Below are 24,026 nucleotides of genomic sequence, written 5' to 3'. Positions count from 1 at the left end.
CGATCGCGGCCGGCAAAAGCCGGAACGTTGACATTCGCTTAACCGCGCCGCGATCAGGATGGCCCCCGCCATCTGGGGATTTTCGATGATCGCGGCAACCACTTACGCGCGGCGGGCGCTGGGCTTCGGCAAGTCGCTTCTGATTTCCCTGCGCAGCCTCGACCGCTTCGGACGCCCGCTCGCCGTCGCGATCGAATCACGCCGCGCAAAAAGCCGGGCTCGGGCGGCGGAGCAGGCGGGCGACCTTCTGCGCGCGGCGATGGACGAGCTTCCCGAGGGCGTCGTCCTGCTCGACCCGGAGGGGCGCTACATCCATTGGAACCGCAGCTATGCGAAAATCTATGCGCGCAGCGCCGATCTCTTTCGCGTCGGCGTGCGAATGGTCGACACGCTGCGGGAAGGGGTGGCGCGCGGCGACTACCCCGAGGCGGCCGGGCGGGAGGCGCAATGGATCGAGGAGCGCATGCGCCGCCTCGCCAATCCCGGCGAGCGGCACGAACAGCAGCTCGCCAATGGCCGCTGGATCATGATCGACGAGCGCCGCCTGCCGAACGACTGCACGATCGGCTTGCGCATCGACATTACCGACATGAAGGCCCGGGAGGAATCCTTCCGGTTGCTGTTCGAGAGCAATCCGATCCCGATGTTCGTCCTCGACGAGGCCTCGCATCGCATTCTCGCCGTCAATGACGCGACCGTCTCCCATTACGGCTATGGCCGGGAGGCGCTGGTCGGCATGGACTTCGGCGAGGTGACGGAGAGCGGCGGCGTCCATCTCGACGCCGCCGAAAAATCCGACAGGCATTTCCGCGCCGACGGCTCCAAGATCGACGTGCAGATCTATTGGCGAAAATTCGTCTACGAAAGCCAGCCGGCCGTTCTGGCGGCGGCGGTCGATACGACCGAGCGCAACAGGGCGGAGGCGCGCATCGCCTTCATGGCGCGCCACGACCCGCTCACCAATCTGCCGAACCGCGAGGCCTTCCGAGAAAGCCTGGAAAGCGCGCTGGCCAAGGCGGCGGAGCTTGCCCTCCTCCTCGTCGATCTCGACTATTTCAAGCAGGTGAACGATACGCTCGGCCATTCGGTGGGCGACCGCGTGCTGCAGGCCGCGTCTCTGCGTCTCCTGGAGGCGGCGGGGGCTCAGGACGTCGTCACGAGGCTTGGCGGCGACGAATTCGCCATTCTTTATCGCGGCCGCGTCGACGAGGCCTCGATCGACCAATTCGCCGACGGCCTTCTCGCGCGCCTCGCCCGCCCCTTCGAGGTCGACGGACAGACGATCGTCGTCGGCGCCAGCATCGGGGTCGCCCGCGCGCCGCGAGACTCCCTATCCGCCGAGACGCTTCTGCGCCAGGCCGATCTCGCGCTCTACGCTTCGAAAAGCCGGGGCCGGGGCATGTGCTCCTTCTTCGAGCCCGCCCTTGACGAGGCCTCGCGCGCCCGCGCCCGGCTCGAAGGCGAGCTGCGCGAGGCGCTGGCGCGAAAAGAGCTTCTGGTTCACTATCAGCCGATCGTCGATTTGCGAAGCGGCCAGGTGCGCACGATGGAGGCGCTCGTCCGCTGGCGCCACCCGACGCGCGGCGTGGTCCCGCCGGGCGCGTTCATTCCCTTCGCGGAGCAATCGCCGCTGATCTCGGGAATCGGCGAATTCGTGCTTCAGCAGGCCTGTGCGGACGCCGCCTTATGGCCGGAGGAGGTGAGGGTGGCGGTCAACGTCTCGCCCATCCAGTTCCGGCAGACCAATATTTTCGCAACGATCGCGAAGGCTCTCGAGCGCTCCGGCCTCTCGCCGCGGCGTCTCGAGATCGAGATCACCGAATCCCTGCTGATGGAGCGCGCCGAGACGACCCTCGCGACATTGACCGCCCTGCGCTCGCTCGGCGTCGCCATTTCGCTCGACGATTTCGGCACGGGCTTCTCCTCGCTGACCTATCTGCGCAGCTTCCCCTTCGACAAGATCAAGATCGACCGCGGCTTCGTGCAGGCGATCGGGGCCGAGCCGGCGTCCCAGGCCATCGTCGACGCGATCGTCACGCTCGGCTCGCGCCTCGGCATGCGCGTGACGGCCGAAGGCGTCGAGGATTCCGAGCAATTGCGCTACCTCGTCGCCATCGGCTGCAATGAAGGGCAGGGGTATTATTTCTCGCAGGCGCGGCCGGCCAACGAGCTGCGCGCGCTGATGGAGGTCGGCAAGGGAAAGATCGCCGCCTGACCGGGAGCCCGCCGCGTTGATAGCCGATAAGGGCCATGCCATATATCCGGCAACGCCCCCGATCGTCGTCAGGTCATCAGGCACAGCCGGTTCGGCGGAGCCGCGGGCGACGGTCGCTCGCTCATGTCGCCGTTCATGGACCGCAACCGATGCTCATCGACACGCATTGCCATCTCGACTTCCCCGATTTCGCGCCGGAGCAGGCGGAGATCGTCGCGCGCGCAAAGGCGCGGGGCGTCGGGCGGATGATCACCATCTCCACGCATCTGTCGCGCTTCGACCGCGTGAAGGCGGTGGCCGAGGCTTATCCGGACGTGTTCTTCACCGTCGGCGTCCATCCGCATCATTCGCATGAGGAGGCGGAGCCCACGGTCGAGGAGCTGACGACGCTTTCGCGGCATCCGAAATGCGTGGGCCTCGGCGAGGCGGGGCTCGACTATCATTACGACCGCGCGCCGCGCGAGGTCTCGCAGCGCGTCTTCCGCACCCATATCGAGGCCGCGCGCGAGACCGGGCTGCCGCTCGTGATCCACACGCGCGACGCCGACGAGGATTGCGCCGCGATCCTCGCCGAGGAAATGGGGAAGGGCGCCTTTCCGGCCCTGCTCCATTGCTTCACCTCGAGCCGCGCGCTGGCCGAAACCGCGATCGAGCTCGGCCTCTATATTTCCTTCTCGGGCGTCGTGACCTTCAAGAACTCGGCGGAGCTGCGCGAGACCGCCAGGGCCGTTCCGCTGGCGCGGATGCTGGTCGAGACCGACGCGCCATTCCTGGCCCCCGTCCCGCATCGCGGCAAGCGCAACGAACCGGCCTATGTGGTCGACACGGCGCGGCTCCTTGCCGAGATCAAGGGCGTCTCCGAGTCCGAGCTTGCGCGCGCGACGACCGAGAACGCCCTGCGGCTCTTTTCGAAAATGCCGCCGCTGGAGCAGGCGGCTTGACGCTCGCCGTCACGATATTGGGCTGCGCGTCTTCGGGCGGCGTGCCGCGCGTCGCGCAGGGCTGGGGGCAATGCAATCCGAACAATCCGAGGAACCGCCGCCGCCGCTGCTCGATCCTCGTGACGCGCGGCGATCGCGAAGCCTCGACGCAGGTCTTGGTCGACACCGGCCCGGATCTGCGCGAGCAGCTCCTCGCCGCCGACGTCACGCGCCTCGACGCGGTGTTCTACACGCATCCGCACGCCGACCATACGCATGGCGTTGACGACCTGCGCGGGCTCGTGATCCAGAGCGGCCGGCGCATCCCGGCCTATATGGACGAGCCGACGGCGCGCGAGGTCACGCAGAAATTCGGCTACGTCTTCGTCACGCCGCCGGGCAGCTACTACCCGCCGCTGATGACCGAGCGCCGGCTGCATCCGGGCCGCCCCGTGACGATCGAGGGCCCCGGCGGGCCGATCGAGGCGACGCCGTTCCGGCTCGACCATGGCGACATGGACGCGCTCGGCTTCCGCTTCGGCGACGTCGCCTATACGCCGGACCTCAACGCCATCCCGCCCGAGAGCTCTCGCTTTCTGGAAGGCCTCGACCTCTGGATCATCGACGCGCTGCGCTGGCAGCGCCACGGCACGCATCTCTCGGTCGAACAGGCGCTGGCCTTCATCGACTTCTACCGGCCGAGGCGCGCGGTGCTGACGGACCTCCATGTCGATCTGGATTACGACGCGCTCGCCGCCGTGCTGCCGGCCAATGTCGAGCCGGCCTATGACGGGCTGCGAATCGAGACGTAACTTTGAGTAGTTTCGAGGAAGGGTTTGAAGCCATGAAAACCGAGCGGCGCGCATTTCTCGTCGCAGGCGCGCAAGCCATTCTTTTCCAATCGGCGCCCGCGGGCGCCGCCGGCGAGCCTTCCGTTCCGGAAACCCTGACGGAGTCGCCGCCGCCGCCAGGCGGAACGAGCCATTTTGCGCGGATCAACGGCGTGAGGCTGCATTATGTGGCCGCCGGGTCGGGTCCGACCGTGATCCTGCTGCACGGCTGGCCGCAAACCTGGTTCGCCTGGCGCGGAGCCATGGAGCGGCTTTCCTCCCGTTTCAGATGCGTTGCGCTCGATCTCAGAGGGCTCGGACTGTCGGAGAGAACGCCGGCCGGCTACGACAAGCAGACGATCGCGGCCGACATTGCCGCGCTGATCGCCGATGTCGCCGGCGGCCGCGCCCATGTCGTCGGCCACGATATGGGCGGCAAAGCCGCCTTCGTGATGGCCCATCTGCACCCCGAGAAGGTCGATAGGCTCGTCCTGGTCGACTGTCTCGTTCCGGGGACGGAAAACATGGACGCTCGGCGGGGCGGGGCTTGGCACTACGGCTTTCATATGGCTCCCGACATCCCGGAAATGCTGACGCGCGGGCGGGAGCGGGATTATATCGCCGCCCAGATTCGCGCCTGGTCCCATAAGAAGGACGCCGTCTCGGAAGCCGCGATTTCCGAATTTGCCCGCCATTACGCGTCGCCCGGCGGGATGACCGCCGGATTCGCTTATTATCGCGCTCTTTTGGACGACGCCGCGCTGGTCGCGTCCTTCGAAAGCCGCAAGCTCGAAATGCCTGTCCTGGCGATCGCAGGACGCTACGGCGTCGGGCCGAAGCTCGCGGAGGCGCTGAGGCCGCGAACAACCAGCTTGACCGCCGTGATCGCCGAGGACAGCGGCCACTTCGTCGCCGAAGAGGTCCCGGACTTTTTCTGCGCGCAGATCGAGCGATTTCTGGTGGGCTGACACGGCGCCGGCTCCACAAATTCGCGGCAAATTTTCCATGTTTCGAGAAATCGGCGCCCATGGCGCAAGGGCGTGTTAGCGTGAGAACGCGCTTGCAAGCCTTGCCGTCCCGCGCGCCCGCCAAATGAATTTTGGTTCCATAATATCGATTATGCGAATAATAGGCCGACGCGTCCCCGCTCAATATCCGCCATGGCGGAATGTCGGCTTTGGATCAAAGACGCCGCCGGGAGGACGCTTTTGTCCGCCGCGAAACGGCGATCGGCCACTCTCCTGCCGCCGCCGCAAGGAAAGCCGAAGGGCCGACCCCATTTTTGGGAAAGGCGCGCCGCAAAGGCAAAACGCCTTGAAAAGCAAGGAGGACGCCAACGTAAGCCTGGCCGGACTGTGGCGTTTCTTGGGTTTTTTCGATGGGCCCACGAAAATCTCTGGCCAGAACGGCCCGATATCTGCTAAAACCGCTGGTGCGCGGGACTATATGGCATTCAACTGGCAACATCCCATCTTTTCCGAGCGGGCGTATTTTTCGCGCCCGAACGGTTCTGCATGGGCGCACGCGTTTGGCATAAAAGTCTTGCCGTTTTTGGCGGAGACGAGCAGGTAAACATGAGCAAAGGTAGAGATTTCCGGGGACCCCGCAAGCGCGGGTTCGATGACGACGCGCCGTACGGCTATGACGCGCCGCGGCCGAGTCGACCCCCGAGGTCGCCTTTCGGGGGCGGGTTCCCCGATGCGGCGCCCCCGATGATGGGCAATGAGCCCGCCGTCGACGCCATCGTGAAATGGTTCAAGCCGGATAAAGGCTTCGGCTTCGTCGAGCTCGCCAATGGCACGGGCGACGCCTTCCTGCATATCGGCGCCGTTCAGTCCGCCGGTTATGACACGCTGCCGCCAGGCGCGAAGCTGCAGGTCGTCGTCACCAGCTCGGTCAAGGGCCAGCAGGTCCAGCGCATTCTCGACGTCGACCTCGCCGGCGCCGCCGAGCGCGCGCCGCCTCCTCCGCGCGGCGGTGGCGGCGGTGGCGGCTTCGACGGTCCCCGGCCCCGCCGCCAGGCGCCCGATCCGTCGACCGCCGTGCCGGTTTCCGGGAAGGTCAAGTGGTTCGACGAGACCAAGGGCTTCGGCTTCGTTCAGTCGAATGACGGCGGCAAGGACGTCTTCGTCCATATCTCGATCCTCGGCCCCTCGGGCGTGCAGCGCCTGCTGGAAGGCCAGCCGGTGACCATGCAGGTCGTCGACACCGCCAAGGGCCGCGAGGCGCTGTCCATCACGCTCGACTGATCGCTGAGCGCTCTGAGTTCGGACGCCGCGTTTCCAAGGGAGCGCGGCGTTTTTTTTTGCGGGAAGGGTCCGACTTTAATGTCCGGCGACATTACGCGTCTCATCGAGATCATGGCGGCGCTGCGCACGCCCGGCACGGGCTGCCCCTGGGATCTCGATCAGGACTTCCGCTCCATCGCGCCCTACACGATCGAGGAGGCCTATGAGGTCGCCGAAGCGATCGAGCTCGGCGATCTGGGCGAGCTGAGGGACGAGCTCGGCGACCTTCTGCTGCAGGTCGTCTTCCATTCGCGGATGGCCCAGGAGCAGGAAGCCTTCGCCTTTCCCGACGTGGTCGACGCGATCTGCGAAAAGCTCGTCCGCCGCCATCCGCATGTCTTTGGCGACGGCGACGCCAGGACGGCCGAAGGCGTGACCGTGCAGTGGAACGAGATCAAGGCGGCGGAGAAAGCCGCCAAAGGCGCCCCCGCGCCGGCAAGTCTCCTCGACGGCGTTCCGCTCGCTTTGCCCGCGCTCACCCGCGCCGTGAAGCTTCAGCAAAAGGCCTCCAAGGTCGGCTTCGACTGGAATGACGCAGCCCATGTGATGGGCAAGATTCGCGAGGAGACGGAGGAGGTTGCGGCCGAGCTGGCCAATCCCGACATCGACGCCAAGGCGCTGGAGGAAGAGATCGGCGATCTGCTTTTCGTCGTCTCCAACCTCGCCCGCCACGCCAAAGTCGACCCCGAGCAGGCGCTGCGCGGCGCCAACGCCAAATTCGAGCGCCGCTTCCATCATATCGAGCGCCGCCTGGCGGAAATGGGCTCGTCGGCCGAGGCCGCCTCTCTCGACGAGATGGAGGCGCTATGGGTGGAAGCGAAGCGGCTGGAGAAAAGCCGGAAGGGGTAAGGGCATGACCGCCTCCGCCCTGGCGCGACGAGACGACGCCTTGATTTAATCGCCGCCCGGCGCCACCTTGCCCGCCCCTCATGGAGGCCGCCATGTCCGACGTCGCGACCATGTCCCGTTACAGCGCGCCGGCGCAGGCCTTTCACTGGCTGACGGTTCTTTTCGTCGCGGCGGCCTGGACGCTCGGCGTGCTCGGCGACGAGCTCCCCAAGGGCTCGATCCGCCATATGGGCGAATTCCTGCATATCATCTTCGGCCAGTTGGTCCTGTCGCTCCTCCTCCTGCGCGTCGCCTGGCGCTTCGCGACCCCTGCCCCGCCACTTGAGCTCACGGGCTTCGGCGCATTCGCGGCGAAAGCCGTCCATCTGGCCCTCTACGCCTTGCTGATCGCGGTTCCGGTCGTCGGACTGGTGACCTTGTTCCATGGCGGCGAGCCGCTTCCCTTGTTCGGAATCGCGGACATCCCCTCGCCTTGGCCCAAAAATCGCGAGCTAAAGCATTATTCCAAGGAAATCCACGAATTGCTCGCGCATATTCTGGCGCTGCTCGCGATCACGCACGCGGCGGCCGCGCTGGCGCATCATTTTCTGCTGAAGGACAGAACGCTGAAGCGCATGCTGCCCCCGTTCCTCGCGAGTTAGGCGGCCTGAGAGACGCCCGATCGCAGCGGTCTAACGCCCGCCGCCGATTTTCAGAACGACGACGCCGAGGCCGATCAGCAGAATGCCCGCGATTTCCACAGCGCCCAGCGTCTGGCGGTAGAAAATCCAGCCGGCCAGCGAGATCAGCGCAAGGCCGACCCCGGACCACACGGCATAGGCCACGCCGAGCGGAATAGCCTCCAGCGTCAGCGAGAGGAAGTAAAAGGCGGTCACGTAGCCGGCCACGACCACGAGCGACGGCAAGGGGTTGCGGAATCCCTGGGCGGCCGGCAGCGCCGAGGAGCCCGCGACCTCGGAGAAGATTGCGATGGCGAGATAGAACCAATGCATGGCTAGCCGGTCCGCCCCTCCGGCGCGGCCGCGCTATAGCGCCGCTTCACCTCGTCGAAACGCTCCGGCGCGACGCGAACCACGAGGCGCGAGCCGCCATCGTCCCGCGTCTCCCGGGACAGCACTTCGGCATGGGCGTGGAGCCAGGCGAGCCCCTGCCCGTCCTCGGGCGGCAGTTCCAGCGCCAGGGTCATGCGGCTCTCGGCCAGGATATTCTCGATGCGCGCCAAGAGATCGTCGAGCCCCTCGCCCGTCAGCGCCGAGACGAGCGCCGGCCGCCGCCGCGGATCATAGCCGCGGCCCGCCACGCGCAGGGCGTCGAGCCGTTCGCGATCGAGCGAGTCGATCTTGTTCCAGACTTCGATCGTGCGGCCCTCGGCCTCGCCCTTGAGGCCCAGCTCCTCCAGGATCGCCTCGACATCGCGCGCCTGGGCTTCGGAATCCTCATGGGAGACGTCGCGGACATGCAGGATCACGTCGGCAAGCGTCACCTCCTCCAGCGTGGCGCGGAAGGCGGAAACGAGCATGGTCGGCAGGTCGGAGATGAAGCCCACCGTGTCCGAAAGCAGCACGCGGGCGCCGTGCGGCAGGCGGATCTGGCGCAGCGTCGGATCGAGCGTCGCGAAGAGCATGTCCTGCGCGAGCACCTCCGCCTTGGTCAACCGATTGAAAAGCGTTGATTTTCCGGCATTGGTATAGCCGACGAGGGCGACGACCGGATAGGGAACCTCGCGCCGCGTCTTGCGGTGCAGGCCACGCGTGCGCTTCACCTTGTCGAGATCGTGCTCGATGCGGCGCATGCGCTCCTCGATGAGGCGGCGGTCGGTCTCGATCTGGGTCTCGCCGGGGCCGCCCAGAAAGCCGAAGCCGCCGCGCTGGCGTTCGAGATGGGTCCAGGATCGCACGAGGCGCGATTTCTGATAGGCGAGATGGGCGAGCTCCACTTGCAGCGCGCCCTCCTTGGTGCGGGCGCGCTGGCCGAATATCTCCAAAATCAGCCCGGTCCGGTCGATGACCTTGGCGTTCCAGGCCTTTTCGAGATTGCGCTGCTGTACGGGCGAGAGCTGGCAATCCATGCTGACAAGGCCGGCTTCCGACGCCTTCACGGTCTCGCCAATCTCCTCGACCTTGCCCTTGCCGAGATAGGTCGCTGGTCGAACATCGTTCAAAGCAACCGGAATCTCGCCGACAATATCGAGATCTATGGCTTGGGCGAGGCCGACGGCCTCCGCGAGGCGCGCTTCCGGGTTGCGCGAGAGCGATGCGGCGCCCTTCGATGGGTAAGGCCCGACCACGATCGCGCGCGTCCCGCCCTCGCCGAGCGCGCGTTCTTCTCCTGCAAGATCGTCGTTCAAGCCGCTTACCGTTGCTTCTCCGATGGCCCTTCGTCGTCGCTGGGCTCGAACATCTGGATCGGGTGGCCCGGCATGATTGTGGATATGGCGTGCTTATAGACCAGTTGCGAGTGGCCGTCCCGGCGCAGAAGCAGGCAGAAATTGTCGAACCAGGTGACAATGCCCTGCAGCTTTACGCCATTGACGAGGAAGATGGTGAGCGGAACCTTGTTTTTCCTGACGAAATTGAGAAATGTATCCTGAAGGTTTTGCGAACGCTCCGACGACATCGGCTGTCCTGTTCTTTTCTTGATTGAGCCGAGCGGTTTGAGCCGCCCCCGCGGTTATGATTTTTGATTGGCCGCCGCTGGCGCTCATTAGAGCCCTTCGCATGTCCGAGCGCAAGGCGGAAGTCGCGGCGCCCGCCACTTAGCGGCGCCAAAAGTTGACCAACCGGACGCCCCGCGGCCATCGGAGACGTCCCTTTCGGACGGGCTCACGGGCGCAACCTTGAATTGAGCAATCAGCCTGGCCGGGGGACGAATGGCGCCCGCTTCGCGGGCGTCCGCAACGAGAGCGTCGCCAAAACAGCCCGCCTCCAACTCGCGGGGGAAAACGCCCTCGATCGGCCTCGCGAGACGATATCGCCGCGGCGCGGCCGTTTCCGCCTATCATTCGCGCCCCGTCATTGCGAGCGGAGCGAAGCAATCCAGGGCCACATCACTGCCTCCGGATTGCTTCGCCTTCGGCTCGCAATGACGTTGTGAGCATCCGCGAAGCGATCAGACGGAAACGCATCGCCAACCGCGGATCAACGGGCGCGCCCAGGGCGGCTTCGCTCGCCGCCCAGGACGCGGGGAGCAGGCATAAGCTCGGCATGCGGCGAAAGCAACTCAACTCCTTATTTAAGGTCATACGTGAAGATAAACTCATAATAAACTGAAAATACTAGTCTATCGACAGAGACTTCAACTTCCGGTGAAGAGCGGACCTCTCCATTCCGATGAACTCCGCCGTCCGGGAGATATTGCCGGAGAAGCGGTTCAACTGGGCCACGAGATATTCGCGCTCGAAGACCTCGCGCGCTTCGCGCAGCGGCAGGCTCATCAGTTTTTCGCCCCGCACGCCCGCCGGCGTCGCCGGCACCAGCTCACCGACATCGGCCGGCAACATCTCCGCCGTGATGGCCGCGCCGGCTTCGCCGGCCGTCAGGATCATCAGCCGCTCGACATTGTTCTTCAACTGACGGATGTTTCCCGGCCAATCATGCAACTGCAGGACGGCGAGCGCGTCGTCGGAAATTTGGCGCCGCGGCATCCCCGAGGCGAGCGACATATTTTCCATGAAATAGTCGATCAGGGCCGGGATGTCCTCTCGGCGCTCCGCCAAAGACGGCACCCGGATCGGCACAACCGCAAGTCGATGGAAGAGATCCTCGCGAAGCGTCCCTTCCTCGATCGCCGAGGCGAGGTCGCGCGCCGAAGACGAGATGACGCGCACATCCACCTGCACCTTGGTCGTGCCGCCGACGCGCTGGAAGGTCTGGTCGACCAGCACCCGCAATATCTTCGCCTGCGTATCCTTGGGCATGTCGGCGATCTCGTCGAGGAAGAGCGTGCCGCCATGGGCCTCCTCCAGCGCGCCGATCTTGCGCTCGCCATCCGGGCCTTCCCGGCCGAAAAGCTCGATCTCCATGTTCTCGGGCGTGATCGTCGCCGAATTGATGACCACGAACGGCCCGCCGGCGCGCGCCGACGCCTCGTGGATGCAACGCGCCGCGAGTTCCTTGCCCGTCCCGGGCGCGCCGGTGATGAGCACGCGCGAATTCACCGGCGCGACGCGGGCGATGAGCTGCTGGAGCTGATGCGCCGCCGGCGAATTGCCGACAATGCGGTCGAAGGCCCCCGCCCGCTGGCGCAGCGCCGATAGCTCGCGCCGGAGCTGATAGGCTTCGAGCGCGCGCTCGGCGACCAGCACCAGGCGGTCGGCCTTGAACGGCTTCTCGATGAAGTCATAGGCGCCGATCTTGATGGCGCTGACCGCCGTCTCGATATTGCCGTGGCCGGAAATCATCACCACGGGCAAGCCCTTATGCTGCTTCTGGACCTGCTCAAGCACCTGTAGCCCGTCGAGCCGGGAGCCTTGCAGCCAGATATCGAGGAAGACGAGATGGGGGCGGCGGAACGCGATGGCCGCCAGCGCCTCGTCGGCGTCCTTGGCGGTGCGGGTCCCATGTCCCTCGTCGCCCAAAATGCCCGCGACAAGCTCGCGGATGTCTTCTTCGTCGTCGACGATCAGAATGTCGCTCGCCATTAGGCCCCACCCGTTTCAGAAACACTTGTTTTTTCGAGTTCTTCAATTGTCCGGCCGCCCTCCGCCAGCGGCAGGATGAGTCGCACGCAGGCCCCTTGACCGGCCGGGGCGTCGAGAAGCTCCAGCCGTCCGCCATGATCCTCGATGATCTTGGCGACGATCGGGAGGCCGAGGCCCGTGCCGTCGGCGCGCGTCGTCATATACGGTTCGAGCAGCCGCTGCCGGTTCATCGCCGGGAAGCCCTTACCATTGTCGATGACGTCGACTTCCGCCATGCGGTCGCGCACGGACAGCCTGATCTCCACCCTGCCCTTTTCGGTCGCGTCCTCGGGCGGACGCGCGGCGATGCCCTCGACGGCGTTCTTGACGATATTGGTGAGCGCCTGAGACAGCAGCCGCCGGTCGAATTGCGCGTAGATCGGGGTTTTCTCGTAAGATTCGACAATATCGACATCGGCGTTGCCGACCCGCATCAGAAAGGCGACCTGCCGCGCGCATTCGGTAAGGTCGTCGCGGGCCGGCCGCGCCTTGGGCATGCGGGCGAAGGATGAGAACTCGTCCACCATGCGCTTGATGTCGTCGACCTGGCGCACGATCGTGTCGATGCATTGGTCGAAGACCTCGCGGTCGACCTGGATCAGCTTGCCGTATTTGCGTTTCAGGCGCTCGGCCGAAAGCTGGATCGGCGTCAGCGGATTTTTGATTTCATGGGCGATTCGACGCGCGACATCGGCCCAGGCCGATGTGCGCTGAGCGGTGACGAGGTCGGTGATGTCGTCGAGCGTCACGACGAAGCTCGGCGCGCCCTCGTCCAGCCGCCGCGCCGAGGTGATGCGAATGTTGAAGGTGCGCTCGGCGGCGCCGCGCTTGATGGTGATCTGGCTCTGCACGGCGCGTGGAAAAAGCTCGACCGCGTCGGTAAGCAGCGGCGCGATCTCCGGCATCGCCTCGGCGATGCTGGCGCCGACCGTCGCCTGTCCCTTGGCGTCGTTGAGCGACAATTCCTCGGCCGAGCGGTTGAGGACCGTCACGATTCCGTCGGGGTCGACGCCGATCACGGCCGCCGGCACGCCGGCCAGCACGGCCTCGGTGAACTCCCGGCGCTCGTCGTTGATTCGATTCGCCTCCAGCAGGCGACTTTGCTGGAGGTTCAGCTCGGTCGTCATATTATTGAAGACGTCGCCGAGCCGCGCCAGCTCGCCATGCGAGCGGTCGACCTTGACCCGCACGGCGAGATTGCCCCCCGAAACCTGATCGGTGGCGGCGATGAGCGTGCGGATGGGCGTCACGAGCCGGTCGGCGAAATCCAGGCCGAACCAGATGGACGACAGCAGCATGATGGTCGTCAGCAGCGCATACATCAGCACGAAAGCGCGCTGCACCGCGGCCCGGTAGCCGTCGAAGGCGTCGTAATTGCTGATGAGCGTCTGGGCCTGCTTGGGAAAGTCGATCGCGAAAGGGTCGATGGGGCGCGTCACATAGAGAAAGGTGTTCTCGAAGGCGTGGAGCGCCCGCAGCGCCACGAAGCTCTTGCCGTCGTCGATCATCAGGCAGAGCGGCTCGCCTTTGCGCGCATTCTCGAACTCCGACTCCGGCGGCGCGATGACGATGGCCGAAGCGTTCTTGGCCACATCCACGCGGTCGATGATCTCGCCATTGGACTTCACCAGCGCCGCGACCGAGAAGCCGAGGAAATTCGCGCGGGAGACGAAAATCTGGTGGAAATAGTTGCGGTCGGTGATGAAGAGCACGCGCGCGCGGTCGAGATCGGAGGCGGTGAGCTGGGCCTCCTGGAGGAGCGCCTGGCACTGGCTGGATTGAAAGGCCTCGGCGGCCTGCGCCGTATTGTGGACGAAGATCTTCACCCCGTTCATGAAAGCGGGATTGAGCGCCCGCTCCAGCGTCAACGAGCCGGCGGTGGCCAGCAGGATGGCGGGTATGAGCGCGATGACGGAGAAGAATCCGACAATCCTGACATGGAGCCGCGCCGCCGCCTCGCCCCGTCGCCACACGCGGTAAAGGCGCGTGGCCTTGATGACCACCATGACGAGCAGCACGCCGACGAACAGGACATTCGCGACGAGAAGCGGGATGAGCCGATCGTCGGTCGGCGACAGAATACCGAATTCCGCCGTGACGAGAAAGGTCGCCAGCGCGCAGCCGACGGCGCCGATGGCGACCACAGGGCCGAACCAGGCGCGGGTCGCCGCGCCTTTTGCATTATCCGACAATGCCTGATCATGCGTCTGGGCCATGTCCGGGTTATAGGCCCGAGGCGCAACTGTTGCAAATGTGCAACGGTTTGGGCGGGCCCGCGAGTTGCGAGCGAAGCAATCGAGAAGGTCGCCACGGCTCTGGATTGCTTCGTCGCTGCGCTCCTCGCAATGACGGCGGAGAATGCATATCCTTCAAAAAGCCCGCCCATTCGAGTGACGCGGGCTTGCCTTCGGTCGGATGACGCATGTCCTCGATATTGCGGAGGGAGTTTTGGCTTTCGCGTCATTGCGAGCGAAGCGAAGCAATCCAGAGCCCCATCCTGGCTCTGGATTGCTTCGTCGTCTCCGCCTCCTCGCAGTGACGGCGGAGAGCGCCTCACCTCGGCGAGCGCATCAGCCTTATATCCAGGTCGTTGACCTTCTTGCGCAGCGTGTTGCGGTTCAGTCCGAGAAGCTCCGCCGCCTTGATCTGGTTGCCGCGCGTCGCGGCAAGCGCGGCCGAGATCAGCGGAATTTCGATCTCGCGGATGATGCGGTGATAGAGGCCGGGCGGCGGCAGGCCGTCGCCGCAGTCGCGGAACAGCTTAGCGAGATGCTGCTCGACGGAGGTCGAGAGCGTCTGGCCGTTCTCCAGCTCCCTGGACGGCGCGGCGCCCGGCGCGGCGGGCTTGCTGTCGACGCTCGCCTGGCGCAGCTCGTGTTCGAGCTCCACTTCGACGAGCTGGTCGGAGATGACTTCCTGCGGATGTAGCGCCGCGAGGCGGCGGATCAGATTCTCGAGCTCGCGGATATTGCCCGGCCAGCGATATCTCTTCATCCGGTCAAGCGCCGCCTGCTCGATATATTTCTGCGGCAGGCCCTCATTCGCCGCCTGCTTGAAGAAATGGTGGACGAGGTCGGGAATATCCTCGGTGCGCTCGCGCAGCGGCGGCAGGCGCAGCGGCACGACGTTCAGGCGGAAATAGAGGTCCTCGCGGAAAAGCCCCTGCTGGATCAGCCCCCGCAAATCCTTGTTGGTCGCGGCGATGATGCGGACATTGGTCTTGATTGGCGTGCGGCCGCCGACGGTCGTATATTCGCCCTGCTGCAGGACGCGCAGAAGCCGGGTCTGGGCCTCCATCGGCATATCGCCGATCTCGTCCAGAAACAGCGTGCCGCCCTCGGCCTGCTCGAAGCGGCCGGCGGATCTCTGATTGGCGCCGGTGAAGGCGCCCTTCTCATGGCCGAACAGCTCGCTCTCGATGAGGTCGCGCGGGATCGCCGCCATATTGACCGCGACGAAGGGACCCTTCTTTCGCTTTCCGTAATCGTGCAGCGCGCGCGCGACGAGCTCCTTGCCCGTGCCGGACTCGCCATTGATCATGACCGTGAGGTCGGTCTGCATCAGGCGCGCGAGCGAGCGATAAATCTCCTGCATCGCCGGCGATCTTCCGACGAGCGGCATCCCCTCCATTTCCTCGGGGGCGGCTTCGTCGGCGTTCCTGCGCGGCTCGGCCATGGCGCGGCCGACAATGCCCACGAGCTCCTTCAGATCGAAGGGCTTGGGCAGATAGTCATAGGCGCCTCTTTCCGAGGCGCGGATGGCCGTCATGAAAGTGTTTTGAGCGCTCATCACGATGATGGGTAATTCGGGGCGCAGCTTCTTGATGCGCGGCAGAAGCTCGAAGGCGTTTTCGTCCGGCATCACCACGTCGGTCACGACGAGATCGCCCTCGCCCGACTGCACCCAGCGCCAGAGAGTCGCCGCCGTTCCCGTCGTCCGGACCTCGTAGCCGGCGCGCGACAACGCCTGGGCGACGACCGTGCGGATGGCCGCGTCGTCGTCCGCGACAAGGATTTCGCCTCTCGTCATCAGACCATTCTCCCCCGCTGACGAAGGGTCATGAGCGCCCTCCCCCCGTTTTGTCCGATGGCTTCTCCGCTGTCTTGGCGCGATACATGGGCATCAGAATTCGGAAGGTCGTACGTCGGGGAAGAGATTCGCATTCAATAACGCCGCCGTGGTCGTTGACGATCTTTGCAACCAGTGCAAGTCCGAGGCCAGTCCCCGAAGACTTCGTGGTGACAAAGGGGTCGAAGAGATGCGCGGCGATGTCGTCGGGCACGCCGGGACCATTGTCGCGCACGCAGAATTCCAGCGGCAGGCCCACGGGGCTGCGCGCGCCGAGCGCCCGCAGGCTCACGCCGGGCCGGAAGGCGGTGGAAAGCTCGATCTCGCCGTCCACCGAGTCGTCGCCAATGGCTTCGGCGGCGTTTTTCACGAGATTCAAAAAGGCCTGGACGAGCTGGTCGCGATTGGCCAGGACCGGCGGCAACGACGGGTCGTAATTCTCGACGAATCTGATGCGCCGCGCGAAGCCGCTCTGCGCCACCTGCTTCACATAGTCGAGCACGGAATGGATGTTGACGCGCTCGCGCTTCAGCGGCCGCGCGTCGGAGAAAACCTCCATGCGGTCCACGAGCCGCACGATGCGGTCGGTCTCCTCGCAGATGAGCCGCGTCAGCGCCCGGTCCTGGTCGGAAAGGCCGCTCTCCAGCAATTGTGCGGCGCCGCGAATGCCGGACAGCGGATTCTTGATTTCATGGGCGAGCATTGACGCAAGTCCGGAAACCGAGCGCACGGCCCCCCGGTGGCTGAGCTGCCTGTCTATTTTATCGGCAATTGTACGTTCTTGCAGCACGACCAGCACGGCGCCGTCCGATTCCGGCAGCGGCGCGCAATGCACGTCGACGCGGCGGTCGGTCTCCTGTCCCGGCCGGCCGAGATCGACCTTATATTCGTTGATCGCCGCGCCGCGGTCGCGCACATGCTGGATGAGCGTGGTGAGCGGCGAGCCGAAAGGCAGGAGCCGGTCGATATTCTGCCCGATAAGCAAGGGCTTGCCGAGCTCGAAGAAGCTCTCGGCGGCGGCGTTGGCGTCCTCGATCGCGCCCTCGCGCGAGACGGTGAGAATGGCGTTGGGCAGCGCCTCGAGCACGCAGCTCCGGCTGCGCTCGTCCACGATTCGGAGCGGAGCGAAGTCCTTGCGCCGGACGTCGTCGCGTCCCGAGCGGTCCGATAGGCTCATGCGGCGTCCTCTTGCGGCTCAGCGCTGAACATAGCGTCGATCAATCGGAAGGCCTCCTCGGCGCGGTTCGCCGTCACCAGGGCGCGGCGCAGCGCCGCCACTTGCGCGCTCGCCGCGCCGAAGGCGTCGTCGACATAGGAAGCGAGATGTTTGCGCGCATGGCGGAGACCCGCCCCGGCGCCCATCTGGGACAGCAGACCCTCGAGATGCTCCCGCGCCACGGCGCCGCGTTCCGCAAGGGAAGGCGGCGCCCGGCGCCGGCCGGTTGCGAGATAATGCGCGACGTCGCCGACCAGCCATGGCCGCCCCTGCGCGGCGCGGCCGATCATCACGGCGTCCGCGCCCGACATTCCCAGCATATGCGCGGCGTCTTCCGGACCGCGGCAATCCCCGTTCGCGACGACCGGAACGGACACCGCCCGCTTTACGGAAGCGATCGCCGCCCAGTCCGCGCGGCCCGTGTAAAACTGCTGGCGCGTGCGCCCATGCACGGTGATCAGGCTGGCGCCTTCGGCCTCGGCGCGGCGCGCCAGCTCCGGCGCGTTGCGCGAGGCGTCGTCCCAGCCGAGTCGCATCTTTACGCTGAGCGGAACGCGTATCGCCGCGCGAGCGGCGGCGATGAGGGCCGTCGCCTGGTCGAGATCGCGCATCAGCGCGGCCCCGGCGAGGCCGCCGGTCACGCGCTTGCAGGGGCAGCCCATATTGATGTCGACCCAGTCGGCCCCCGCCGCTTCGGCGTGCCGCGCGGCGGCGGCGATCTCCTGCTCGTCGCGCGCGGCGATCTGGATCACGCGCGGCGCCGAATTTGTATCGCTGGACGAGGCGAGCCGCCGCGCCGTCTCATGGTCGCCGCGCGCGACCCCGGCCGCCGTGATCATCTCGCTCACGGTGACGCTGGCGCCATAGCGCTCGGCAATTTTCCGCATGGCTGGATCGGTGACGCCGGCCATGGGGGCCAGAAAAGCGCGGCCTGCGAGCCGGATCGAGCCGACTTGCAATGGCGGACGCGCCTTTGCGCCCACATTTTCAGCAGTAGTCATCGTGCCCACACTATAAGCAGCCATCTTCGCAGTTGCAACATGACTTTTCCGCCGGGTCGCCGTCTATTTGACGCAGCGGATGAAACGCGACACAGAGCGGCATGGTCGCTCGAACGGAAATCGCCATTCTCGTCGTCGCCGGCGGACGCGGCTCGCGCGCCGGAGACGGCTTGCCCAAACAATATCGCGCGCTCGCCGGCGCGACAGTCCTGACGCGAACGCTGCGCGCCATGCGGGCCGGCGCGCCGGAAGCGCGCTTGAAGGTCGTCATACACCCTGACGACCGCGAACTCTACGCGCAAAGCCTGGCGGAGCTGAGCGAGGCGGAGCGCGCCGCCTTGTCGGCGCCTGCGCTCGGCGGCGCCTCGCGGCAGGAGAGCGTGCGCAATGGGCTCGAGGCCGTTGCCCGGGAAGGCGCGCCGGAAATCGTGCTGATCCACGACGCCGCCCGCCCCTTCGCCGATCCCGCCCTGATCGCCCGCGCGATCGACGCCGCCCGGACCCACGGCGCCGCCGCGCCTGGCGCGCCGCTCAACGATACGGTGAAGGAGATCGACGCGGCGGGCTTCGTCGTCGCGACGCCCGACCGCGCGAGGCTGCGCGCCGTGCAGACGCCGCAATCCTTCCGCTTTCCGTTGATTCTCGACGCGCATCGCGCCGCGGCGGCGGCCGAGCGCGACCTCACCGACGACGCCATGGTCGCCGAGGCGGCGGGCTGCGCCGTGCATGTCTTTCCCGGCGATCCCGCCAATTTCAAGCTCACCACCCCAGAGGATTTCGCCCGCGCCATGAACCAGATCGACGCCCCGGCCCGCCCGGACCCGCGCATTCTAACGGATGTAAGAATGGGACAGGGCTATGACGTCCACGCCTTCACTGACGGCGATCATGTCTGGCTCGGCGGCGTCGCCATTCCTCACACCCATTCGCTCGCCGGCCATTCCGACGCCGACGTGCTGATGCACGCCGTCACCGACGCCGTGCTCGGCGCCATCGCCGAGGGCGACATCGGCGCGCATTTCCCGCCTTCCGATCCGCAATGGAAAGGCGCGCCGTCGCGCATCTTCCTGGAGCGCGCCTGCAAGCTGGTGCGCGATCGCGGCGGCATGATCGCCCATATCGACGCGACGGTGGTCTGCGAAGCGCCCAAGGTCGGCCCGCATCGCGACGCGATCCGCGCCAAGCTCGCCGAGATCATGAGCCTCGACATCGGCCGCGTCGCCGTCAAGGCGACGACGACGGAGAGGCTGGGATTTACCGGCCGCAGGGAAGGCGTCGCGGCGCTGGCGATCGCGACGGTGCGGCTGCCGGAGTGACCGGAGGCGACTTGGCTCCATCGCAAGCGTCATCTTGGCTTGACCGGCCGGCCGCGCCCGCATGGTAAAGCAAAATGACTCGAAAAATCATAGTCTTCGCCCCGCGGTTAGGACTTCGGTAAGGACGTTCGGGAGCAAATTGTAAAGGTTCGGCGCGGCAAAGTCGCATGAGCAGAGGGACGTCATGCAGCCGCGTTTTTTTAAGAAATTTTTTCAAAAAGATCCGCGTCTTACGAGTGACGTTCTGGCGGATCTCGTCGACTCGCTCTATGCGCCGCTTGCTTCGCTCGCTTTGGGCTCGGCCAGCGCCGTTTTCCTGGCCCTTTTCGTCTCCCTTTTCGCCGGCCTTCCCCAGCTCGCATATTGCGCGGCCTTGATGGCGCTCGTCTCCGTGCTGCGGGGAATTTCCGTCCTCGCCTATCGTCGTCGCGATCCCGCGAAGATTCATGATCCCAGGGCGCTGGCGAAGTGGGAGGCCGTCTACGCCGTCGGCGCCTACGCCTTTTCCGGCGCGCTCGGCGCGCTGGACGTCGTCGCGCTCAACGTCACCGACGACGCCGTAGTTCATATGCTCGCCCTGATCGTGACCACGGGCTGCACGGCGGGCGCGGTGGTCCGCAACTCGGGCGTCCGAAACATCGCGGTCGGACAAATTCTGTTCAACGTCACGCCGCTTTGCGCCGCCGCGATCATGCGCCACGAAACGGCCTATTACGTCCTTGCCTTTCTTTTCGTCATCTTCGCCCTCAGCGCCCTGGACGTCTGCTTCTATCAATCCGCCAATACGCTGCGGGTTCTGCTGGCGCGGAAGGAGACGTCCGAGCTGGCGCTGCGGCTCGCGGAGCAGAACAAGCGCTTCGACGCGGCGCTCAACAATATGCCGCAGGGCCTCTGCATGTTCGACGCCGAGCGGCGCCTCGTCGTCGCCAATGCGCGCGTGGCGCAGGCCTTCGGGGCGCAGGCGATCGACCTCTCCGCCGGCCAGACCATCGAGGCCTTCGCGGAGTCGCTGCATAAGGCCGGCGCCCTCACGAAAGAGAGCGCCGATCTCGTCACGCGCGAAATCTGCGCCAATCTCAGCGCCGGCGTCACCGCCTGCACGCTGATCCCCCTTCCCGACGGCCGCATCGTCTCGGCGACTCAGGCGCCGCAGGAGGGCGGCGGCGCGGTCGTGATCTATGAAGACGTCACGGAGCGGCACGAGGCCGAAGCGCGCGTGCGCTATCTCGCCACCCATGACGCGCTGACCGGGCTGCCAAATCGCGCCTTCTTCACACAGCTCTTGCGCGAAAAGGTGGGCGCCTGCCGGAAGGGTCAGAGATGCTTCAGCGTCCTCTTCGTCGATCTCGACCGTTTCAAGGCGATCAACGACACGCTCGGCCATGCGGCGGGCGACGCCCTGCTTCGCGAGGTCTCCGCCCGGCTCAAGGAGCGCCTGCGCGCCTGCGACGCCGTCGCCCGCCTCGGCGGCGACGAATTCGTGGTCGTCCTGCACGAGATCGACACGGCGCGGGAGGCGATGCGGGTCGCCGAAACCCTTCTCGCGCGCATTGCCGCCCCAATGCGGATCGCCGGCCAGGAATGCGGCGTCAGCGCCAGCATCGGCGTCGCCCTCTATCCGGCCGACGGCCAAGACGACGAGACGCTGTTGCGGAACGCCGACTCGGCCATGTATCTGGCGAAAGCCGAGGGAAAAAGCGTCGTGCGCCTCTTCTCGCCCAAGGCGAAGACGCAAACCCTGCAGGGACTGACGCTCGAGACCAGCCTGCGCCGCGCGATCAAGCGCGACGAGTTCCTGCTTGTCTACCAGCCCAAGCGCAGCATCGCGACCGGCGCGATCACGGGCGTCGAAGCGCTGCTGCGCTGGCGCCATCCCGAGCTCGGCCTGCTCTCGCCGGATCGCTTCATCCCCATCGCCGAGGAAACCGGCCTCATCGTTCCGATCGGCAAATGGGCGCTGGAGCAGGCTTGCGCCCAGCATATGGCGTGGCGCGCGCGGGGCCTCGATCCCATCTCCGTCGCGGTCAATCTCTCGCCGCGCCAGCTCTATGACGACCATATCATCGCGGATATTTCCGAAGCGCTGGCGAAGGCGGGCATGGAGCCGGAATGGCTGGAGCTGGAAATCACGGAGAATATGGTGATGCAGGACGCCAGCGACGCCTTGATGGTTCTGCGCGCGATCAAGGACACGGGCGTCAAGCTCGCCATCGACGATTTCGGGGCCGGCCACACCTCCTTCGCGCTGATCCGCCAGATCCCGCTCGACAAGATCAAGATCGACCGTTCCTTCGTCAACGACATACTGACCGATCCGAACGACCGGGCGATCGCGGAGGCCATCATCTCGCTCGGCCAGGCGCTCAAGCTGCGCGTCGTCGCGGAAGGCGTCGAGACCGAAGCGCAGGAGGCGTTCCTGCGCGAGCATGGCTGCGACGAGATACAGGGCTACCTCTTCAGCCGGCCGCTCGAAGCGGACGCCCTGCTCAGCTTCGTCTCCGACCATAATCTCGGCCGGCTGCTGCGCGTGCGGGACGGCGCGCCGATGAAGAAGAGCGCGTGAGCCGGCAATTCTTAACGGGCGAATTCAGTTAATTTTACCGTGATTTAGCAAAATCGAAGACAATTGCGCCGGCCTCCCCCATCATTGCGGCCGGCGCCTTTTTGACGGCGCCCGACGGAGCATGCCGATGCCTTGGAGCAAGGCCGCGCCCATGGATCGCCAAGCGGAGCGCGTGGACTGGGTCGATTACGCCAAGGGCTGGTGCATCATTCTCGTGGTGATGATGCATTCGACCCTCGGCGTCGAGGAAGCGCTGGGCCGCCACACATGGCTGCATGGCTTCATCGACTGGGCGCGGCCGTTTCGCATGCCGGATTTCTTCCTGGTCGCGGGACTCTTCCTCTCCCGCACGATCGACCGGCCCTGGCGCGACTATCTCGACCGCAAGGCCCTGCACTTCGTCTATTTCCTCGTGCTGTGGACGCTGATCCAGGGCGCGCCGAAATTCCTGCTCGGCGGCGCCGATCCGCTCTCGGTCCTCGGGAGCCTGGCCTTCGCGATGATCGAGCCCTTCGGCACCTTGTGGTTCATCTATCTGTTGCCGATCTTCTTCGTGACGGCCAAGCTCCTGCGGCGCGTTCGGCCGGAGGTCGTGCTGTTCGCCGCCGCCGCCCTGCAGATCGCCGACCTCCATACCGGCTCGACCGTCATCGACGAGTTCGCCGCGCGTTTCGTCTATTTTTACGCGGGCTATCTCTTCGCGCCGAAAATCTTCCGCCTGGCGGAAAAGGCGCGCGGAAACATGCGCGGCGCGGCGGCCGCGATCGTCGCCTGGGCGATCGTCAACGGCCTCGCCGTGATCTCCGGTTGCGCCGCCCTGCCCGGCCTGTCGCTTCTTCTCGGCTTCGCCGGCGCCGCCGCCGTCGTCGCCTTCTCGGCGCTGCTGGCGGAAACGCGCAGCCTGCCCCTGCTGCGGCGCCTCGGCGCGCAGTCTCTCGTGGTTTATCTCGCCTTCTTCCTGCCCATGGCGGCGACGCGCATCGCCTTGCTCAAAACGGGCTTGATCGCGAATGGCGGCGCGGTCGCCTTGATCGTGACGGCGATGGCGGTCATCGTTCCAATTTTTGTTAGAACGTCGACACGCCACACCGTGTTCGCATTTTTGTTCGAACGTCCCGCGTCCTTCCGTCTGGGCCCGCCGCCCAAGGCCTCGCGGGCGACGCCCAATCACGTTTCGCCGCCCGCCTCCGGCGACGCCTGGCCGATGCGGCGCGATTGCCTGCCTTCGGTCGATCCGTAACGCAAAAAGGCCGAAGGCGGCGCAGGCTTCGGACCTCTCGGGAGCGGCGGCCCATGCAGAAACGCGCGCCAACCGCCCAGGGCGATCGGGTGAATGCAGCAAATCCTTCCCCTTTACGGGGAGGGCAGCCCCGCCATAGGACGTCTGAAAGACGCCCGTCGCAAGCGACGGGCTATGCGGGGGCCGGGTGGGATCACACCCCACCCGTATAATGGCGGCGCGAACCCCACCCGGCGGTCTTCGACCGCCGACCTCCCCGTAAAGGGGAGGTATTCGGCGTCCAACCACCGAGATCGTTGTTCGCCCGATCTCCCCGGCCAGCCGCCCCTTGCGCCTTGACAAACCGGCCGGCGCATCTCCGATAGAGCGTCGAAAGCGCGCATTCGCGCGCCGCAAGCGAGGCCAGCAGCCGCATGATCCGCGTCACGCCGACCCTCTTCCTCGACGCCTCCGAGATTTCGCTCGAATTTCTGCGCGCCTCCGGGCCGGGCGGTCAAAACGTGAACAAGGTGGAGAGCGCGGTGCGTCTTCGCTTTGACGTCAGGCGTTCGCCGAGCCTTTCGGAGAGCGTCAAGGCGCGGCTGGAGCGGCTCGCGGGCGCTCGCCTGACCAAGGACGGCGTCCTCCTCATCGAGGCGCAGCGCCACCGCACGCAGGAGCGCAATCGCGAGGATGCGCTGGAGCGCCTGATCGAGCTGATCCGCGAGGCCGCCGCGCCGCCCCCGCCGCCGCGCCGCAAGACCAAGCCGACATTCGGCTCCAAGATCCGCCGGCTCGAAGGCAAGAAGCTGCGCGGCGGCGTGAAGGCGCTGCGCGCCAAGCCCGCACAGGACTGAAAATCC

Annotated in this window: 19 protein-coding genes; 11 read left to right on the top strand and 8 right to left on the bottom strand. The window is 65.9% G+C overall.

The features are described from left to right. Positions 1-85 precede the first annotated feature (85 nt). The 7 genes from ACV7JP_RS16425 (at position 86) to ACV7JP_RS16395 (ending at position 7,743) form a co-directional block, all read left to right on the top strand. Positions 86-2,215 carry a putative bifunctional diguanylate cyclase/phosphodiesterase gene (locus ACV7JP_RS16425; RefSeq protein WP_457796722.1) on the top strand — a complete coding sequence of 710 codons (2,130 nt, stop codon included), beginning with the start codon at positions 86-88 and terminating at the stop codon, positions 2,213-2,215. A 149-nt stretch (positions 2,216-2,364) separates the two neighbouring features. Continuing rightward, entirely contained in the window at positions 2,365-3,156 is a 792-nt protein-coding gene (locus tag ACV7JP_RS16420; protein ID WP_457796721.1) for a TatD family hydrolase, read from the top strand. After that, a complete protein-coding gene (locus tag ACV7JP_RS16415) occupies positions 3,153-3,947 on the top strand; it encodes an MBL fold metallo-hydrolase (RefSeq protein WP_457796720.1) in 795 nt (264 codons plus the stop codon). Before ACV7JP_RS16420 ends, ACV7JP_RS16415 begins: the two co-directional genes overlap by 4 nt. A 32-nt stretch (positions 3,948-3,979) precedes the next feature. After that, positions 3,980-4,933, top strand: coding sequence for an alpha/beta fold hydrolase (locus ACV7JP_RS16410; RefSeq protein WP_457796719.1), 954 nt, complete (start codon positions 3,980-3,982; stop codon positions 4,931-4,933). 606 nt (positions 4,934-5,539) lie between these two features. Next, positions 5,540-6,214, top strand: a complete 675-nt coding sequence (locus tag ACV7JP_RS16405; protein ID WP_457796718.1) for a cold-shock protein — start codon at positions 5,540-5,542, stop codon at positions 6,212-6,214. A gap of 78 nt (positions 6,215-6,292) precedes the next feature. Continuing rightward, on the top strand, positions 6,293-7,102 hold the full coding sequence (mazG, locus tag ACV7JP_RS16400; protein ID WP_457796717.1) for a nucleoside triphosphate pyrophosphohydrolase: 810 nt from the start codon (positions 6,293-6,295) through the stop codon (positions 7,100-7,102). 92 nt (positions 7,103-7,194) lie between these two features. Continuing rightward, positions 7,195-7,743: a cytochrome b gene (locus ACV7JP_RS16395; protein ID WP_457796716.1), complete on the top strand. Its 549-nt coding sequence runs from the start codon at positions 7,195-7,197 to the stop codon at positions 7,741-7,743. Positions 7,744-7,773: 30 nt separating this feature from the next. Here ACV7JP_RS16395 and ACV7JP_RS16390 read toward each other — a convergent pair whose 3' ends face one another. The 8 genes from ACV7JP_RS16390 to dusB all read right to left on the bottom strand — a co-directional run bounded on the left by ACV7JP_RS16390 (position 7,774) and on the right by dusB (position 18,023). Continuing rightward, positions 7,774-8,094, bottom strand: a complete 321-nt coding sequence (locus tag ACV7JP_RS16390; protein WP_457796715.1) for a DMT family transporter — start codon at positions 8,092-8,094, stop codon at positions 7,774-7,776. Positions 8,095-8,096: 2 nt separating this feature from the next. Next, the gene (hflX, locus tag ACV7JP_RS16385; protein ID WP_457796714.1) at positions 8,097-9,449 is read right to left on the bottom strand and encodes a GTPase HflX; all 1,353 of its coding nucleotides are present in this window, start codon (positions 9,447-9,449) and stop codon (positions 8,097-8,099) included. A 5-nt stretch (positions 9,450-9,454) separates the two neighbouring features. Further along, the gene (gene hfq, locus ACV7JP_RS16380) at positions 9,455-9,718 is read right to left on the bottom strand and encodes an RNA chaperone Hfq (protein WP_457796713.1); all 264 of its coding nucleotides are present in this window, start codon (positions 9,716-9,718) and stop codon (positions 9,455-9,457) included. Between the two features lie 658 nt (positions 9,719-10,376). Beyond that, positions 10,377-11,741, bottom strand: a complete 1,365-nt coding sequence (gene ntrX, locus ACV7JP_RS16375) for a nitrogen assimilation response regulator NtrX (RefSeq protein ID WP_457796712.1) — start codon at positions 11,739-11,741, stop codon at positions 10,377-10,379. Next, positions 11,741-13,996, bottom strand: coding sequence for an ATP-binding protein (locus ACV7JP_RS16370; protein ID WP_457796711.1), 2,256 nt, complete (start codon positions 13,994-13,996; stop codon positions 11,741-11,743). The genes ntrX and ACV7JP_RS16370 overlap by 1 nt, the downstream gene beginning before the upstream one ends. Positions 13,997-14,333: 337 nt before the next feature. Then, a complete protein-coding gene (ntrC, locus tag ACV7JP_RS16365; RefSeq protein WP_457796710.1) occupies positions 14,334-15,809 on the bottom strand; it encodes a nitrogen regulation protein NR(I) in 1,476 nt (491 codons plus the stop codon). A gap of 28 nt (positions 15,810-15,837) precedes the next feature. Continuing rightward, entirely contained in the window at positions 15,838-17,025 is a 1,188-nt protein-coding gene (locus ACV7JP_RS16360; RefSeq protein ID WP_457796709.1) for a two-component system sensor histidine kinase NtrB, read from the bottom strand. Next, entirely contained in the window at positions 17,022-18,023 is a 1,002-nt protein-coding gene (dusB, locus tag ACV7JP_RS16355; protein WP_457796708.1) for a tRNA dihydrouridine synthase DusB, read from the bottom strand. Before dusB ends, ACV7JP_RS16360 begins: the two co-directional genes overlap by 4 nt. A 143-nt stretch (positions 18,024-18,166) precedes the next feature. On the opposite strand from dusB, the gene ACV7JP_RS16350 reads away from it, so the two are divergent. The 4 genes from ACV7JP_RS16350 (at position 18,167) to arfB (ending at position 24,020) form a co-directional block, all read left to right on the top strand. Beyond that, a complete protein-coding gene (locus ACV7JP_RS16350) occupies positions 18,167-19,381 on the top strand; it encodes a bifunctional 2-C-methyl-D-erythritol 4-phosphate cytidylyltransferase/2-C-methyl-D-erythritol 2,4-cyclodiphosphate synthase (RefSeq protein WP_457796707.1) in 1,215 nt (404 codons plus the stop codon). Between the two features lie 184 nt (positions 19,382-19,565). Further along, positions 19,566-21,944, top strand: a complete 2,379-nt coding sequence (locus tag ACV7JP_RS16345) for a putative bifunctional diguanylate cyclase/phosphodiesterase (protein WP_457796706.1) — start codon at positions 19,566-19,568, stop codon at positions 21,942-21,944. Positions 21,945-22,071: 127 nt separating this feature from the next. After that, complete coding sequence (locus ACV7JP_RS16340; RefSeq protein ID WP_457796705.1) at positions 22,072-23,184, top strand: acyltransferase family protein; 1,113 nt, start codon at positions 22,072-22,074, stop codon at positions 23,182-23,184. Between the two features lie 413 nt (positions 23,185-23,597). Continuing rightward, entirely contained in the window at positions 23,598-24,020 is a 423-nt protein-coding gene (gene arfB, locus ACV7JP_RS16335; protein WP_457796704.1) for an alternative ribosome rescue aminoacyl-tRNA hydrolase ArfB, read from the top strand. Positions 24,021-24,026 lie beyond the last annotated feature (6 nt).

It is taken from the genome of Methylocystis sp. S23, from assembly GCF_054106005.1.
The sequence above is the reverse complement of the archived record's forward strand: the minus strand, read 5'-3'. Positions and strand labels throughout refer to the sequence as shown.

Excerpts from the sequence above, each read along its gene's own strand:
- ACV7JP_RS16425 (WP_457796722.1), top strand. The coding sequence starts at position 86 with ATGATCGCGGCAACCACTTACGCGCGGCGGGCGCTGGGCTTCGGCAAG.
- ACV7JP_RS16420 (WP_457796721.1), top strand. The coding sequence starts at position 2,365 with ATGCTCATCGACACGCATTGCCATCTCGACTTCCCCGATTTCGCGCCG.
- ACV7JP_RS16410 (WP_457796719.1), top strand. The coding sequence starts at position 3,980 with ATGAAAACCGAGCGGCGCGCATTTCTCGTCGCAGGCGCGCAAGCCATT.
- ACV7JP_RS16405 (WP_457796718.1), top strand. The coding sequence starts at position 5,540 with ATGAGCAAAGGTAGAGATTTCCGGGGACCCCGCAAGCGCGGGTTCGAT.
- mazG (WP_457796717.1), top strand. The coding sequence starts at position 6,293 with ATGTCCGGCGACATTACGCGTCTCATCGAGATCATGGCGGCGCTGCGC.
- ACV7JP_RS16395 (WP_457796716.1), top strand. The coding sequence starts at position 7,195 with ATGTCCGACGTCGCGACCATGTCCCGTTACAGCGCGCCGGCGCAGGCC.
- ACV7JP_RS16390 (WP_457796715.1), bottom strand. The coding sequence starts at position 8,094 with ATGCATTGGTTCTATCTCGCCATCGCAATCTTCTCCGAGGTCGCGGGC.
- hfq (WP_457796713.1), bottom strand. The coding sequence starts at position 9,718 with ATGTCGTCGGAGCGTTCGCAAAACCTTCAGGATACATTTCTCAATTTC.
- ntrX (WP_457796712.1), bottom strand. The coding sequence starts at position 11,741 with ATGGCGAGCGACATTCTGATCGTCGACGACGAAGAAGACATCCGCGAG.
- ACV7JP_RS16370 (WP_457796711.1), bottom strand. The coding sequence starts at position 13,996 with ATGGCCCAGACGCATGATCAGGCATTGTCGGATAATGCAAAAGGCGCG.
- ntrC (WP_457796710.1), bottom strand. The coding sequence starts at position 15,809 with ATGACGAGAGGCGAAATCCTTGTCGCGGACGACGACGCGGCCATCCGC.
- ACV7JP_RS16360 (WP_457796709.1), bottom strand. The coding sequence starts at position 17,025 with ATGAGCCTATCGGACCGCTCGGGACGCGACGACGTCCGGCGCAAGGAC.
- ACV7JP_RS16350 (WP_457796707.1), top strand. The coding sequence starts at position 18,167 with ATGGTCGCTCGAACGGAAATCGCCATTCTCGTCGTCGCCGGCGGACGC.
- ACV7JP_RS16345 (WP_457796706.1), top strand. The coding sequence starts at position 19,566 with ATGCAGCCGCGTTTTTTTAAGAAATTTTTTCAAAAAGATCCGCGTCTT.
- ACV7JP_RS16340 (WP_457796705.1), top strand. The coding sequence starts at position 22,072 with ATGCCTTGGAGCAAGGCCGCGCCCATGGATCGCCAAGCGGAGCGCGTG.
- arfB (WP_457796704.1), top strand. The coding sequence starts at position 23,598 with ATGATCCGCGTCACGCCGACCCTCTTCCTCGACGCCTCCGAGATTTCG.